The sequence below is a fragment of the Roseateles oligotrophus genome, from assembly GCF_025717515.1.
Taxonomy (GTDB): domain Bacteria; phylum Pseudomonadota; class Gammaproteobacteria; order Burkholderiales; family Burkholderiaceae_C; genus Paucibacter_A; species Paucibacter_A oligotrophus.
This window is the reverse complement of record NZ_JAJIRN010000006.1, coordinates 116,675-131,295: the sequence shown is the minus strand read 5'-3', so window position 1 is coordinate 131,295 and position 14,621 is coordinate 116,675. Positions and strand designations below refer to the sequence as shown.

The following is a 14,621-nucleotide window of genomic DNA, read 5'->3' as shown; positions in this document are numbered from 1 at the left end:
TCAGCGTGGCATCAAGGGCTTGAGCCAGCGCGCTTCGGCCTTGTGGAACAGGCCCACCAGCGTCAGCGTCATCAAGAAGTAAAAGACCGCTGCGGTAATGAAGGCGGAGAAGGGGATGTAGTGGGTCGAGTTGACCTGCCTGGCGGCGCCGGTCAGATCAAGAATGGTGACGATGCTGGCCAGCGAGGTGCCATGCAGCATGAAGATGGCCTCATTGCTATAGGCCGGCAGCGAGCGGCGCAAGGCCGAGGGCAAGACAATGCGGCGAAACATCACCCATCGACTCATGCCTATCGACTTGGCCGCCTCGATCTCGCCGGCCGGCAGCGCCTTGATCGAGCCGGCGATGATCTCGGTCGTATAGGCGCAGGTATTGAGCACAAAAGTCAGGCAGGCGCAGAACCAGGCCGAACTCAGAAACGGCCACAGCACGCTCTGCTGCACCGCCTCGAACTGGGCCAGACCGTAATAGACCAAGAACAGCTGCACCAGCATCGGCGTGCCGCGAAACACATAGGTGTAGACCCAGACCGCGCGTGAGATCCAACTGCCCCGCAGACTGCGCAGCACACCCAGCGGCACGGCAAACAGTAGGCCCAGCAGCAGCGAAACCAGCAGCAATTGCAGGGTGGTCCAGGCTCCGCTCAGATAGAGCGGCAGGTTCTCGATGATGGTGTCGAGATTCATAAGGCGTTCTTTCTCACACCGGTAGAGAAGCGCCGCTCAAGCCAGTTGAACAAGAACTCGGACGCCGTCGTGAACAGCAGGTAGATCAGCGCCACCGCCATATAGAACATCAAGGGCTGACGGGTGGAGCCGGCCGCTTGCTGGCCGCGCGTCATCAGGTCGGACAAACCGATCACCGACACGATGGCCGTGCTCTTGATAAGCACCAACCAATTATTTGACAAGCCCGGCAGCGCGTGGCGAAACATCTGCGGCAAGGTGATGCGGTAGGCAATCTGCCAGTTCGTCAAGCCGAAAGCCAGGCCGGCCTCGCGCTGACCCGGCGGCACCGCCAGGAAGGCGCCGCGGAAGGCTTCGGTCAGGTAGGCCCCGAAGATGAAACCGATCGTCAGCACGCCGGCCACATAAGGGTTGATGTCGACGTACTCCTCGTGGCCGAGCGCCAGCAGCGCCTCATTGAGGCCGATCTGGCCGCCATAGAAGATCAGCAACATCAAAACCAGGTCCGGTACGCCGCGAATCAAGGTCGTGTAGAGATAGGCCAATCCACGGGCCCAGCGCCATTTGGATAATTTGGCCAGGGCGCCCATCAGGCCCAGCGTCATCGCCATCGTCATTGAGGCCAGGGCTACGCTCAGCGTCACCCCGGCCCCTTCGAACAGGCTGGGCAGGAAGTCAATCAACAAGCCATGCAAAGCCATTGGCGCTATCTCAATTTCTATCTGTCAATTTGGAAACAATTACTTCTTCGGGGCGAGATCGTAAGGGAAGTATTTGTCATTGAGCTTTTTGAACGTGCCGTTGGCAGCGATCGTTGCAATCGCGTCATTGAACTTCTTGCCCAGCACCTTCTCATCGGCCTTGCGCATGCCGACGCCTGAACCGGTGCCGAAGTATTTGACGTCGTCGTAGCTCGGTCCAACCATCGCGAAACCCTTGCCGTCCGGCTTGGCCAGAAAGCCTTGATCGATCGCCACCAGGTCGGCCAGGGTCAGGTCGATACGGCCCGATTTCAGATCCAGAAAGGCCTGATCCTGGGTCGCGTAGCGGACGATTTCGCTTTGCTTGAAGATCGCGGCGGCGTAGGTTTCATGGATGGTCGCGCGCTGCACGCCGATCTTCTTGCCCTTCAGGCCGGCGGGCGTGAAGTCGAGCTTGGCGTCGGCCTTGCCGGCGAATCGTGCCGGCGTGTTGTAGTAGGCATTGGAGAAGGCGATGGCCTTTTTGCGATCATCGGTGATCGACAAGGAGGCAATGATGGCGTCGATCTTGCGGGCTTGCAGGGCCGGGATCAGACCGTCGAAGTCGACCTGAACCATCTCGCATGTGACTTTCATTTCGGCGCAATAGGCATTGGCGAGGTCGATCTCGAAGCCCTGGACCTTGCCGTCCTTACCCACTTCGGAGAAGGGCGGGTAAGCACCTTCGACACCAATGCGGATCTTTTTCATGTCCGCGGTTTGCGCTTGGGCGCTGAAGGCGGTGAATCCGGTCAAGGCACTGCAGGCGATGGCGGCGAGGGCAATCAGATGACGTCTTTGCATGGCTACTCCAAGAGTGTGAAAAATAAAGCCTACATCTTGCTATGGATATAGGGCTTGCGGACCTAGGGTTTGAGCGTAGTGAGAAAGCTTTGCACCGTTGCAACGGTGGCGATCGGATCTTCTTCTTGCGGAACATGTCCCAAACCGGGAAACGTAATCAGTTGGCTGGCCGGAATATCGCGCGCGAAGGCCGCGCCGTTGCTGGGCGGAATCAGCCTGTCTTTGGCTCCCCAGAGGATCAAGGTCGGCTGATGCAGGGTCTTGATGCGTTCGGCTTGATCACCCAAGACCATCTGATTGATGCGCTGGCGCAAAGCGGCCCGGTTGCCCGCGCGCAGGGTCAACTCGTAATAACGCTCAAGCAGCGCCGGGCTGATCTTGGCCGGATCGCCGTAGACACTCTTGACGCTGTGCTCGATGACGGAGCGCGGCAGCATGTACTCGCTCAAGACCCCGAGACCGGGCAGGCGGGCCAATTGAAAGCCGATCGGCACCGACTCGGGCGTGAAGGCGTAGCCGCCGGCGTCGACCAGGATCAGCGCGGCCACCCGTTCGGGTGCGGCCGCTGCCACCATCCAGGCGATCTCGCCGCCGAGCGAATTGCCGCCCAGCACGACCCGGTCAAGCTGCAAATGATCGAGCAGCTTGCGCACAAATTCGACGTAAGCGTCGGCGCTGTAGTCACCCGAAGCAGCGGGACCGGTGAGCCCGAAACCGGGTAGATCAAAGCTGATGACGCGGCGCGTCTTCGAGAGTTCCTTGACCCAGCCCTCCCAGGTGTGCAGGCTGGCCGAGGTGCCGTGGATCAGCACGATGGGGAGCTTGTCGCCGGCCGGGCCCTGGTCGCGCAAGTGCACCAACTGCCCTTGCAAATCGATGAACTCGGAGGGCGGCGGTGCCCAGCGCAGGACCAGACTTTCCAGTGGGCGATCGGGGGCCTTGCTGGCGGCGAAGCCCAAGGCGCCCAGCAGCAAAAGCAGGCCCAGCGCACGCAGCAGGCTTTCCGCCAGGCGACTCATCCCTCGGCAGGGGCGCGGTGAGCCTCGCTGGCCGGGCGGCAGATTTCCGTTGACGCGAGCAGGCCGGCGTCGAGCGCCTCGCGCTGGTCAAACACAAAGCAATCGCCCCGGTAATGGGCGCCGCCGGCCTCCTCGAAGTATTTGAGAATGCCGCCTTCGAGTTGGTAGACCGGGCCGTCCAGGCCTTGTTGTTCGAGGTAGATGGCGGCCTTCTCGCAGCGGATGCCACCGGTGCAGAAGCTGACGATGGTCTTGCCCATCAACTCGGCGCGGTGCTCTTGCACCGCCTGCGGGAATTCGCTGAATTTGTTGATGCGCCAGTCGATCGCGCCCTCAAAGGTGCCGTAGTCGATCTCGAACGCATTGCGGGTGTCCAGCGTCACGACCGGCCGACCCTCGTCGTCATGGCCTTGCGCCAGCCAGCGCGCCAGCGTCGTCGGGGCGAGAGTCGGCGCACGCGGCAGCGCGTCGGGCCGGATGGCCGGGTGGTTCATGCGGATGATTTCGGCCTTGACCTTGACCAGCAATTTCCTGAACGGGACGGCCTCGCTCCAGCTTTCCTTGGGCTCGAGGTCGGCGAACCGGCCGTCGGCCTTCAGTGCCGTCACCCAGGCGCGCACGTTTTCGGCGCTGCCGGCCAGAAACAGATTGATGCCTTCCTCGGCCAGCAGCACGGTGCCCTTCAAGTCCAGCGCGGCGGCCCGCTCGAACAAGCTGTCGCGCAGCGCGTGGCAGTCCGGCAGGCCGACGAACTTGTAGGACGAAATATTGAGAATGGGCAGGATGTTTTGCATGATTGGCGCAATTGTAGGCAAGCGGCCGTGTTCATTCCGAGCAATGCGGACGCAGAGTGAAGTGCGGAGCGCGCAGCGGGGTCCGGCTGCGCTCAATTGAGTCGCGGGGTGTCACTTTGGATGGCGGCTGCGGGCACCGACCGGCTGCTCGGCATCAAACCGGACCGGACGCTTGTTTGGGGCTGAACTGCGCGCTTGCCAGAATGAAGTCCAATACCGCCATGGACTCAACAAATATCGAACATCGCCTGACCGAGCTGGAAATCAAGGCCAGCTTCTCCGAAGATCTCTTGGATCAGCTGAACCTGATCATCACGCGCCAACAAGAACAAATCGATTTGCTGCTGCGCGAGCTTGCTGCCCTGCGCCAACAGGCGCCCGAGTCAGGGCCGCCCGTGTTTCGCAGTTTGATGGATGACTTGCCTCCGCACTATTGAGCGTGTTGAACCTGCGCGACCGAGTCTAGGCGCTCAGCATCTTGTGGATCAGCTCCGGCGTTGACGCCGCCGAGTATTTTTTCATCAGGCGTGCCCGGTACACGTCGACCGTGCGCGGGCTGATGTCAAGCCGGCGACCAATCATCTTGCTGCTCAGGCCCTCGATCAACAGGGCGGCAATCTCGCGCTCGCGTGCGGTCAGGTCGGCCTTCAGTTGGCGATGGGCCGACAAATCCTCAAAGCTCCAAATGCCTTGCGCATGCGGGTCGGCCGGGTTCAAGGCTCGGCCCGAGACATGGCACCAGAACAGCTCGCCGCTGCCGACCCGTTTCATCACCCGGTCATCGGCGTAGAAGCCGCCGGCGTCGAGACTGGCGACGATGCGCGCGCCGGTGCGTTCAAACTCGATCAGGCTGGGGTAAAGCACCTCGAAACTGCGGCCAACCAGCTGGTTTTGCTCGGCGCCGAACATATTGAGCAAATGGCGGTTGCAGTCGACGATCAAACGATTGGCCGACAGCACCAGGCCAATCGGCGCCAAATCAAAGGCAGTGCGGTAGTCAAGTGGCATTGAAGCGGCGAGTTAGGGCAAATAGATGATGCGCAGGGAGCTGTCGACCAGGGCCAGCGGCAAGAAGCCGACAGCCTGGGCATGTGCTTGCAAATGACTCTTCATGGCCTCGGCATTGCCCAATTCGAGCGGCGCCCGACGCCGGCCGCCAAATTGCTGCACGGCCCAGGCGGCGCGGAACTGGGCCGCTTCGCGCTGCAAGACCGCGCCGAGGAACTGCTGGCGCTCCGGCCCGATGCTCATCACCGGCTCCGCCGGCAGGTGGGCGCCCAGCAGGCTGCTGCGCCCCATGAACAGATCAACCAGCGCCGAACGGTTGACATCGCGAACTCCGCTTTGGACCGAAACCACCACGGCCACGGTCGCCCGCGAATGCGCGGCGCTGATCTGCGCAATGCGGCCATTGGCCTGCAATTGCTCCAGCGCCGCGTTGAGTTGGCGCGCATCGAAACGCCCGCGCGGCGAGAAGGTACAGCGATAGGGCCGAACGCCCAGCGGCAAGCGCCAGGAGGCGAGCTTGTCTTCGCCGCCCTGGGCGACGAACCAGCCCAGCACCTCGCGGTTGCCGATGCCGTAAGGGTGACGATCTTTGGCCAGTTTGATCAAGAGGCGTTCTTCGTCCAGCGCATCGTCGCGTTTGAGGCGACCCTGCGCGAACAAGGGCTCCAAGGTCCCGTAGGCCTGACCCTGCAAGGTGCCCACCACAGTGCCTGGCGCTATTTGCTCGGCCTTATCTACGCCCGGGGCGCCAGGGTGGCCGCTGAGCATTTCTTGCAACTCGAACAGCTCGGCGCTTTGCGCCAGGGCTTCTTCCTTGGGCAGGTTGAGGGGGCTCAGATTGCAGGCCATGTCCGCTTCACCATTGCTCAAGGCCGTCTCGACCCGCAGTCGGGGCAGGGCAATGAATTCGACATTAGTTTTGAGCTGCGTCGCGACCGCTTGGGCAATTTCGACGTCGATGCCGCCCACCGCTTGGTTGTCGCGCCAGACGGCAAACGGCGGCGCCAATGACCGTGAGACCGCCACCCGCAGCGCGGGCCGCTCTTGCGCAGGTGCCTGTGCTTGCGCCTGCGAGCGCAGCGGCATGCCTAGCGTCAGCAGTGCAACGCTAGTCAGCAAACACCGCAGCAAGCATCTCTGAAAAGGTCGAAGTAGGGTGAGCATGTACATGTGCATGGACTCCGACTCAGAACACGAAGTCCAGGCTGACCGTCAGCATTTGGGCCTTGCCATCCCACACAGGGCTGCCGGCCGTCAAGCGGATCTCGCCGTCGTGCGGCGTGCTGCTGTCTTGGGTGGCCGTCCAATGCTCGTACTGAAACTTCAGGGCGGCCTTCTCGGTGAAGTCCCAGCGCAAGCCGAGCAGCTCGACGCGACGACCCCAGGGACTCTGCAGGCGCCGGTCAAAACCTGCGATCGCCTGAACAGTCCCCGGGCCGCTGCCCGCCTTGGCTTGCAGGCCCAGCGGCGCCTCAGAATAACGTGAGGCCCCGACGGAGAAATAGGGTGTCAGCTGGCCGAAGCGCCGCGCCACCAAGGCATACCAGGCCCCGATCTCGGCGCTGAATATCGAGTTGCCGCCGCGCTGCATGGCCTCCGCGGTGAGGGTCCAGTCACCGCTTTCCCAATTCAGGCCGATATTGATCAGGTGACCCTCGATATCGCGGGTGCGCGCACGCTCCGGCAGCACGCTGGCGCAGTTGCTGCAGGGGCTGCCGGGCTGCTTGAGGGCCTCGAACTGTGCTTCCAGGCTGGCTTCATGCAGGTCAAAACGGTAGGAAGCCAGACCCATGCGCAGCGACAAACCTTCGCGCTGCCAGCGCAAAGTACTGGCCAGCAATGACTTGGTGTCGACCCGGCCGCGCGGCAAGCTGACCGAGTTGCTGCCCGCTCCCAAATCCAGGGTCAAGTTGCCGCCCAAGGCCGGGTTGCTCCAGCTGGCGTTGATGCCGTCCACCGGCTCGCTGCCATTGAGCCCATAGACTGCCGCCATGGGCCGCACCGTGGTGTGCGCGAAGCCGACCCGACGTGTCTCCGAGTGCAGGAAAATCGGCAAGGGCTGACGCCCGAGTCGCACTGACCAGTCAGCACTGGGTCGCCAGCCCAGATAGGCCCATTCGGTGCTGGGTGAAAACCGGTCCACCAAATCGTCGCGTAACTGGACTTGCCAGACCAGCTCCAGCTGCTCCAGCATCTGCCAGCCGACCTGCGCGCCCAGCACGGTGTCGCCGTCCCAGCGCCATTGGCCGTCCTGTGAAGCGTTCTTGACTCGTTCCCCAGGACGTACGGCAACCACGTTTTGATCGCCCCGGTAAGCCGACAAGCTGCCGAAACCGCCGAACTGAAGGCCCTCGGCATAGGCGCCGCTCATGGCCAATATGGCGAGTGGGGTCAATAGCGCACGCCATCTTCTCATTCGGATCTCCATGTCCCCACATCGTTTTGCTTTAGGCGATTCTACGTAAGCGATTTTGCCTCGCGCTCGTAGTACGCTCTGCCGCGTCCGACAAATTAACGGAGATCCATTGATGAACAAGATTTTCCCCAGTGCCGCCGAGGCGCTCAAGGGTATTGTCAAAGACGGCCAGCTGATGGCGGTCGGCGGCTTCGGCCTGTGCGGCATCCCTGAGGCCTTGATCGCTGCGCTGCGCGACAGCGGGGTCAAGGATCTGACGGTGATTTCAAACAACGCCGGCGTTGACGGCTTTGGCCTCGGTCAGTTGCTGGAGACGCGCCAGATCAAGAAGATGATCTCCAGCTATGTGGGCGAGAACAAAGAGTTCGAGCGTCAATACCTGGCCGGCGAGTTGCAGCTCGAGTTCACGCCGCAGGGCACGCTGGCCGAGAAGCTGCGTGCCGGCGGCGCCGGTATTCCGGCCTTCTTCACCCGCACCGGCGTGGGCACCATCGTTGCCGACGGCAAGGAGCTGCGCGAATTTGACGGCCACACCTATGTGATGGAACATGCCTTGTGCCCCGAAGTGTCCTTGGTCAAGGCCTGGAAGGCCGACAAGAGCGGCAATCTGGTGTTCCGCCGCACGGCGCGCAACTTCAACCCGGCCGCCGCGATGGCCGGCAAGATCACCGTGGTCGAGGTCGAGCAATTGGTCGAGGTCGGCGAGATTGACCCGGACGCCGTGCACCTGCCGGGCATCTATGTGCACCGCATCGTGGTGAACGCCAATCCCGAAAAGCGGATTGAAAAACGCACATTGACTGTCAAGGGAGATTGATCATGGCCTGGACTCAAGACCAAATGGCGGCGCGTGCCGCGCAGGAGCTGGAAGACGGTTTCTACGTGAACCTGGGCATCGGCATCCCGACCCTGGTGGCCAACTTCGTGCCGGCAGACAAGGAAGTCTGGCTGCAGAGCGAAAACGGCATGCTGGGCATTGGCCCGTTCCCGACCGAGGAGGAGGTCGATGCCGACCTGATCAACGCGGGCAAGCAAACGGTCACGACCATTGCCGGTTCTTCTATCTTCGGCAGCCATGACTCCTTCGCGATGATTCGCGGCGGCAAGATCAATCTGTCGATTCTGGGCGCGATGCAGGTCAGCGCCAAGGGCGATCTGGCCAACTGGATGATTCCGGGCAAGATGGTCAAAGGCATGGGCGGCGCGATGGATCTGGTCGCCGGCGTCAAGCGTGTGATCGTGCTGATGGAGCATGTGGCGCGCAAGAAAGACGGCACGGAAGACATGAAGATCCTGCCTCACTGCACCTTGCCGCTGACCGGTGTGGGCGTGGTCAATCGCATCATCACCGATCTAGCGGTGATGGACGTGACTGCGGCTGGCTTGATGCTGGTCGAGCTGGCCGAGGGGGTCACGCGCGAGCATGTGCAGGCCAAGACGGGCGTGCCGCTGCTTTAGGTTGCTGCTATCGCAAGCATGCGATGCAGTGAGAAGGCCGGCGCAAGCCGGCCTTTTTGCTTTCTGGGCGGATTTGTTTCTGATCTGTTTCTGCGCCCGCTTGGATACAAGCGCGTGCGAAAAAGCCCTGCTCACGACATAGGCCAGCAAAGCCAGGCGCTTTCAATCGAGTCATCGGATTTCCGATCCCTTCGCAACCGACTCTTTTGGAAAGCACGCCATGACGATTCAACAAATGCCGCGAGCCTTGATCAGCTTGCATCAGGTCAGCAAAAGCTACCCCAGCCCCTCGGGCGCCTTTGTGGCGCTGAAAGATGTCTCGCTGGAGATCGGGCGAGGCGAATTCGTCGGTCTGCTCGGCAAGTCCGGCAGCGGCAAGTCGACCTTGTTGAATCTGATCGCCGGCATCGACCGCGCCACATCCGGGACCATCACGGTGGCCGGCCAGGCCTTGCAGGGTTTGAACGAGCAGCAATTGGCGCATTGGCGCGGCGGGGCGGTCGGTGTGGTGTTCCAGTTCTTTCAGCTTTTGCCGACGCTGACGGCGCTGGAAAACGTGATGCTGGCGATGGACTTTTGCCAGAAATTCCCGGCCCGCGATCGGCGCGCCCGTGCGCTGGCTTTGCTGGGCCAGGTCGGCGTGGCGGAGCAAGCCGGCAAGCTGCCCGCGACGCTGTCGGGCGGCCAGCAGCAGCGCGTGGCCATCGCCCGCGCCTTGGCGAATGCGCCGGCGCTGATCGTCGCCGATGAGCCCACAGGCAACCTCGACTCCGCCACTGCCGCCACCGTGCTGGCGCTGTTTCGTGACTTGGCCAGCGCCGGCACCACGATGCTGGTGGCGACCCATGATGAAGACATCGCTCGCCTCAGCGATCGCTGCATCCATGTGGCCGATGGTGGCTTAAGCAATTCCGCCAAGCCCATCAAAGACGGCCAAGTCGCCGTCAGCGAAAGGGCCATCCGATGAACAGCTCCTGGCGCAAAGCCATTGCCGACTTTTGGCAGGAACGCACCCGCACGCTGCTGGTGGTCTTGGCCATCGCCCTGGGTGTGAGCGGCTTTACCGCTGTGCTGGCCAGTTATGCCATTCTGACCCGCGAACTCAATGACGACTACCTGGCCACCAATCCGGCCTCGGCGACGCTGTTTGTCGACCGTGTCGATGAAGCGACTCTGGCGGCCGTGCTGCAAAACCCTGCCGTCGGGGCGGCCGAGGCGCGCCGCGTGGTCGCGGGCAAAATCAAGTCCGGCCCGGCCGAGTGGCGCAGCTTGGCGTTGTTTGTGGTCAAGGACTACCGGGCGATGCAGGTCAGCACGTTGCAACCCGAGCAGGGCGCTTGGCCGCCGGCCCTGGGTGAGGTCTTGATCGAGCGGGATGCTTTTCAGGTCGCCAAGACCCGGCTGGGCGTCAGCCTCACGGTCAAGCTCGGGCAGGGCCGAGAGCAGCAGTTGCGAATCAGCGGTCGCGTCCATGATGTGGGCCAGGCGCAAGCGCGCATGGACGGTATCGTCTACGGCTATATCAGCCAAGAGACCTTGGCTCAGCTCGGCGAAGAGCCTTTTTTGAACCAGCTCAAGATCGTGGTGGCGCAAGATCGCTTCAACCCCGCCCATATCCGCGACGTGTTGGCGCAAGTGCAGCAGACGCTTGAGGCGCGGGGGCTCGCGGTCAGCAAGGTCGATATGCCGGTGCCGGGCGAGCACCCGCACAGCCGCATCATGGGTAGCTTGCTGCTGGTGATGGCCGGCTTCGGCGCGCTGGTCTTGCTGCTCAGCGGCGTGCTGGTGGTGAACCTCACCCTGGCCTTGATGGCGGGGCAGATCCGCCAGATCGGCGTCATGAAAGCGATCGGCGGCTCGCGCTGGCAGATTGCCCGCATCTATTTCAGCCAGGCACTGTTCTTGGGGCTGGCGGCCTTGCTGTTGGCCGTGCCCGCCGGCCTGGCGGCGGCTCAAACGCTGTGCCGCTATTTGGGCGAGTTTTTGAACTTTGACATCCACAGCTTCGCCGTGCCGGTTTGGCTTTATGTCTTGATCGCCTTGGTGGGGGTGTTGGTGCCGCTGCTGGCGGCGGCCCGGCCGATTCTGAAGGCCAGCGGCGTCTCGGTGCAGGCGGCCTTGAGCGACTTCGGCGTCAGCCAGCAGGCCCGGCAAGCCTTTGGCGCCAGCGCCATCGATCGCGCCCTGCTCAATCTCAGCCGTGGTGCGCGTCCGCTCTTGTTTGCCTTGCGTAACGCATTCCGCCAGCGTACCCGGCTGCTGCTGACGCTGCTGACCTTGTCGACCGCAGGTGTGTTCTTCATGGCCGCGCTCAATGTGCGGGCGTCCATCATGGCCACGCTGGACAGCTTGTTCGAGACCCAGCGCTTCGACCTGACGGTCAGCCTGGCCGAGCTGACGCCGGATGCGCTGATCGGCCGCGCGCTGCAAGCGAGCAACGGTATCAAACAGGCGGAATATTGGATCAAGACCGATGGCGCCATTCTGGATAACGGCAAGGCTCCTAGCATCATTGTTGACGCCAACGGTGAGGGCGCTGCCGGTGACTTCGCGGTCGTGGCCTTGCCGGCCCAGACGGCGCTGTTCAAGCCTCACATCGTCGCCGGCCGTATGTTGCTGCCCGGTGAGACCGATGCGGTCGTGCTCAACCATGTGCTGGCAAAGAAGTCGCCCGGCAGCCTGATCGGCAGCACCGTCAGGCTGCAGCTGGGCAGCCGCAAAACCGGCGTCCAGCAGGCCGACTTCAAGGTGGTGGGCATCGCCAGAGAAGCCTTCCGCCCCGCGACCGCCTATATCCCGAAGGCGTTTTTTGACTTGAAGCAGCCTAGCCTCAGCAACGCGGTCAGCCTGGTCTTGAGCCAAAACGACGAAGCGGCGATCAAAGCCGTCAAGACCGAAGTCGACCGCCAAATGGCCTCGCAAGGCGTGCAGGCGCGCGGCAGCTATAGCAAGGGCGAGGGCCGCTCGGTGATTGACGAACATATGCTGATGATTTATGTCTTCCTGATCATCATGGCCGCCATCATCGGCGGCGTCGGTGGCCTGGGGCTGATGACGACGATGAGCCTGAATGTGCTGGAGCGGCGCCGCGAGATGGGCGTGCTGCGGGCAATCGGCGCCAGCCCCCAGGGGGTCGGGCTGATGGTGGTCAGCGAGGCGGTCTTGATCGGCTTGATCAGCTTCGTGCTCGCTATGGCTGCGGCTTGGCCGCTCAGCGCGGCGATGGGGGATTTGTTGGTGGGCCTGATGCTGGGCAGCGTGCTGGACTTCCGCTTTGATCCCAGCGGCATCTGGATCTGGCTCTTGATCAGCTTGGGGCTCGCCGTCATGGCCAGTATTGTGCCGGCCTGGCAGGCCTCAAGAACTTCGGTCCGCGAAGCGATCGCCTGCCAATAGAGGCTATAAAGCTCGGTATGGAAAAAGAGGATCACATTCTGGTCGTCGACGATGACGAAGACATTCGCGAGTTGCTGCGCCAGTACCTTGAAAAGAACGGCTTCAAGGTCAGCACGGCGGCCAATGGCCGGCAGATGCGGGCGCTGATGAGCAGCAGCGCCCGCGTCGACATGATCGTGCTGGACCTGATGATGCCGGGCGAGGACGGCTTGACGCTGTGCCGCGAGCTCCAGACCGGGGCCGCCAACCCAGTGCCGATCTTGCTATTGACAGCCCGTAACGAAGAGGCCGATCGCATCCTGGGCCTGGAGATGGGCGCCGACGATTACCTGACCAAGCCCTTCGCCTCGCGCGAATTGCTGGCCCGCATCAAGGCCGTCTTGCGGCGCGCCCGCATGGTGCCGGCCCATTTGCAGCTCAAGGACAGCGGCCATCTGCTGAGCTTCGGCGCCTGGACGCTGGACACCCATACCCGCCATCTGCTGGACGGCAGCGGCGCCCTGGTCTCGCTCAGCGGCGCCGAGTACCGGCTGCTGCGGGTGTTTCTGGAGCACCCGCAGCGGGTCTTGACCCGCGACCAATTGCTGAGCCTGACCCAGGGCCGCGAGGCGGATAGCTTTGATCGATCGATCGACATTCTGGTCAGCCGTTTGCGCAAGCGCTTGCGTGACGATGCGGGCGAGACCGACTTCATCAAGACGGTGCGCAGTGAGGGCTATATGTTTTCGACGCCGGTGCAGCTGCGCGGGGACAGCGCGTGACGGTGATGCGCTCAATCGCCGAGCGTTTAACGCGCTACTTGCCCGCATCGCTGTTTGGCCGCTTGGCGCTGGTCTTGTCGGCGGCGCTGCTGGCCGCTCACATCGTGGGCGCGGGTTTGAGTCATCTGGACATCTTCGATTTCGAAGCAACAAAGGTCGGCGAGCATTTGGCCAAAGACACCGGCGTCTTGGTCCAGCAGCTGGAGATCAGCGGCCCGGCCTTGCGCAGCGCCTGGCTCGACAAGATGCAACGCAAGTCTTACCGCTTCAGCCTCGGGCCGGTCGATGCTGCCGGCCTTGTGATGGATGCCAAGCTACTGCAAGCCAAACGCAAGCGGGAGCTGTTGGCCGACTTGAGCCAGGAACTGGGCACCGGCTACCCCTTGGCGGTGCTTGCCGGGGCGACGCCGGACGAAGAGATGCGGCTTCGCTTGCTGTTGCGGGACGGCACGCCGCTGACGATTCAGGTCTTCAAGCTGCGCTTCCCGGTCTCCTGGTGGGGTGGCGCGCTGTTTGTCAGCCAGGTGCTGATCATGCTGGCCTTTATCTGGCTGGGTGTGCGCCAGGCCACCCGGCCCTTGCAAGCGCTGGCCGAAGCGGCCGAGCGTTTGGGCCAAGGCTTGGGCCAATGCGTGGGAACGTCACTGCAGGGCGCGGCGATTGCCGAAGACGGGCCGACCGAGGTGGCGCGCGCGGCCGCGGCCTTCAACGCGATGCAGCAACGCATCACCGATCATCTGGCCGAGCGGGTGCAGTTGCTGGCCGCCATCTCGCATGACTTGCAAACGCCGATCACCCGCATGCGCTTGCGCGCCGACTTGCTGGACGACGCGCTGCTGCGCGACAAGCTGGGCCGCGACCTCGACGCCATGCAGGCGATGGTGGAGGAGGGTATTGCCTACGCTCGCAGCGCGCAAAGTGTCAACGAAGCGGCGTGCCGGGTCGACCTCGGCGCCTTGCTCGACAGCCTGGTTTGCGACTATGTGGACGCCGGCCATTCGGTTCAACTCGGTGGCGAGCTCAAGGCAGTCTTGGTGACGCGCCCCCACACGCTGCGCCGCATGGTCGTCAACTTGCTGGACAACGCGCTCAAGTTTGGCCAGGACGTGGAGGTCTGGGTCGACCAGCCCTCGGCCGAGGCTTTGTGTATCTCCGTGCGGGACCGTGGCCCCGGCATCCCTCCCGATCAGTTGGCGGCCGTGCTGCAACCCTTTTACCGGGTGGAGAGTTCGCGCAACCGCAGCACCGGCGGCACCGGTTTGGGCTTGGCCATCGCGCAGCAGCTGTCGGCTGCGCTGGGCGCGCGCTTCTCCTTGGCGAACCGGGACGGGGGCGGCCTGGAGGCGCAAATCATCTTGCCGCTTTCGCTTGAATAGACACGCAAGCTCACTTAGATTTGCAAATCTAAATAAGAACGTTTATCATTTGAGTTCTGTCGCAGAGTAGACCCAGGCTATCCCCAGGTAAGGCGCGCACGCAAAAAAAGCGGCGCAGCGCCCGCGCTCGAAGAAATCCAATTCGATCCCTGGAGTGTTCCT

General features: G+C 62.8%; 15 protein-coding genes. 7 read left to right on the top strand and 8 right to left on the bottom strand.

Annotation, left to right across the window (positions count from 1 at the left end; genetic code table 11):
* The 5 genes from LNV07_RS14010 to LNV07_RS13990 form a co-directional block, all read right to left on the bottom strand.
* On the bottom strand, positions 1-687 hold the full coding sequence (locus LNV07_RS14010; RefSeq protein WP_263571785.1) for an ABC transporter permease: 687 nt from the start codon (positions 685-687) through the stop codon (positions 1-3).
* A complete protein-coding gene (locus tag LNV07_RS14005; protein WP_263571784.1) occupies positions 684-1,388 on the bottom strand; it encodes an ABC transporter permease in 705 nt (234 codons plus the stop codon). The genes LNV07_RS14010 and LNV07_RS14005 overlap by 4 nt, the downstream gene beginning before the upstream one ends.
* 39 nt (positions 1,389-1,427) lie before the next feature.
* Positions 1,428-2,231: a lysine/arginine/ornithine ABC transporter substrate-binding protein gene (locus tag LNV07_RS14000; RefSeq protein ID WP_263571783.1), complete on the bottom strand. Its 804-nt coding sequence runs from the start codon at positions 2,229-2,231 to the stop codon at positions 1,428-1,430.
* Between the two features lie 62 nt (positions 2,232-2,293).
* Entirely contained in the window at positions 2,294-3,250 is a 957-nt protein-coding gene (locus LNV07_RS13995) for an alpha/beta fold hydrolase (protein WP_263571782.1), read from the bottom strand.
* Positions 3,247-4,044, bottom strand: coding sequence for a sulfurtransferase (locus tag LNV07_RS13990; protein WP_263571781.1), 798 nt, complete (start codon positions 4,042-4,044; stop codon positions 3,247-3,249). The genes LNV07_RS13995 and LNV07_RS13990 overlap by 4 nt, the downstream gene beginning before the upstream one ends.
* A gap of 221 nt (positions 4,045-4,265) precedes the next feature.
* On the opposite strand from LNV07_RS13990, the gene LNV07_RS13985 reads away from it, so the two are divergent.
* A complete protein-coding gene (locus LNV07_RS13985; protein ID WP_263571780.1) occupies positions 4,266-4,481 on the top strand; it encodes a SlyX family protein in 216 nt (71 codons plus the stop codon).
* Between the two features lie 25 nt (positions 4,482-4,506).
* Here LNV07_RS13985 and LNV07_RS13980 read toward each other — a convergent pair whose 3' ends face one another.
* The 3 genes from LNV07_RS13980 to LNV07_RS13970 all read right to left on the bottom strand — a co-directional run bounded on the left by LNV07_RS13980 (position 4,507) and on the right by LNV07_RS13970 (position 7,468).
* A complete protein-coding gene (locus tag LNV07_RS13980; RefSeq protein WP_263571779.1) occupies positions 4,507-5,052 on the bottom strand; it encodes a LuxR C-terminal-related transcriptional regulator in 546 nt (181 codons plus the stop codon).
* 12 nt (positions 5,053-5,064) lie between these two features.
* Positions 5,065-6,171 (bottom strand): substrate-binding periplasmic protein, encoded by a 1,107-nt coding sequence (locus LNV07_RS13975; RefSeq protein WP_263571778.1) that lies wholly within the window; start codon positions 6,169-6,171, stop codon positions 5,065-5,067.
* Positions 6,172-6,238: 67 nt separating this feature from the next.
* Positions 6,239-7,468, bottom strand: a complete 1,230-nt coding sequence (locus LNV07_RS13970; protein WP_263571777.1) for a hypothetical protein — start codon at positions 7,466-7,468, stop codon at positions 6,239-6,241.
* Between the two features lie 112 nt (positions 7,469-7,580).
* Here LNV07_RS13970 and LNV07_RS13965 point away from each other — a divergent pair, with 112 nt between their 5' ends.
* From LNV07_RS13965 to LNV07_RS13940, 6 genes are all read left to right on the top strand, one after another.
* Entirely contained in the window at positions 7,581-8,285 is a 705-nt protein-coding gene (locus tag LNV07_RS13965; protein WP_263533218.1) for a CoA transferase subunit A, read from the top strand.
* Positions 8,286-8,287: 2 nt separating this feature from the next.
* The gene (locus LNV07_RS13960) at positions 8,288-8,926 is read left to right on the top strand and encodes a 3-oxoacid CoA-transferase subunit B (RefSeq protein ID WP_263571776.1); all 639 of its coding nucleotides are present in this window, start codon (positions 8,288-8,290) and stop codon (positions 8,924-8,926) included.
* A 220-nt stretch (positions 8,927-9,146) separates the two neighbouring features.
* Positions 9,147-9,893: an ABC transporter ATP-binding protein gene (locus LNV07_RS13955; protein ID WP_263571775.1), complete on the top strand. Its 747-nt coding sequence runs from the start codon at positions 9,147-9,149 to the stop codon at positions 9,891-9,893.
* The gene (locus LNV07_RS13950; protein ID WP_263571774.1) at positions 9,890-12,322 is read left to right on the top strand and encodes an ABC transporter permease; all 2,433 of its coding nucleotides are present in this window, start codon (positions 9,890-9,892) and stop codon (positions 12,320-12,322) included. Before LNV07_RS13955 ends, LNV07_RS13950 begins: the two co-directional genes overlap by 4 nt.
* 17 nt (positions 12,323-12,339) lie before the next feature.
* Complete coding sequence (locus LNV07_RS13945) at positions 12,340-13,083, top strand: response regulator (protein ID WP_263571773.1); 744 nt, start codon at positions 12,340-12,342, stop codon at positions 13,081-13,083.
* 5 nt (positions 13,084-13,088) lie between these two features.
* Positions 13,089-14,459: an ATP-binding protein gene (locus tag LNV07_RS13940; protein WP_263571772.1), complete on the top strand. Its 1,371-nt coding sequence runs from the start codon at positions 13,089-13,091 to the stop codon at positions 14,457-14,459.
* Positions 14,460-14,621 lie beyond the last annotated feature (162 nt).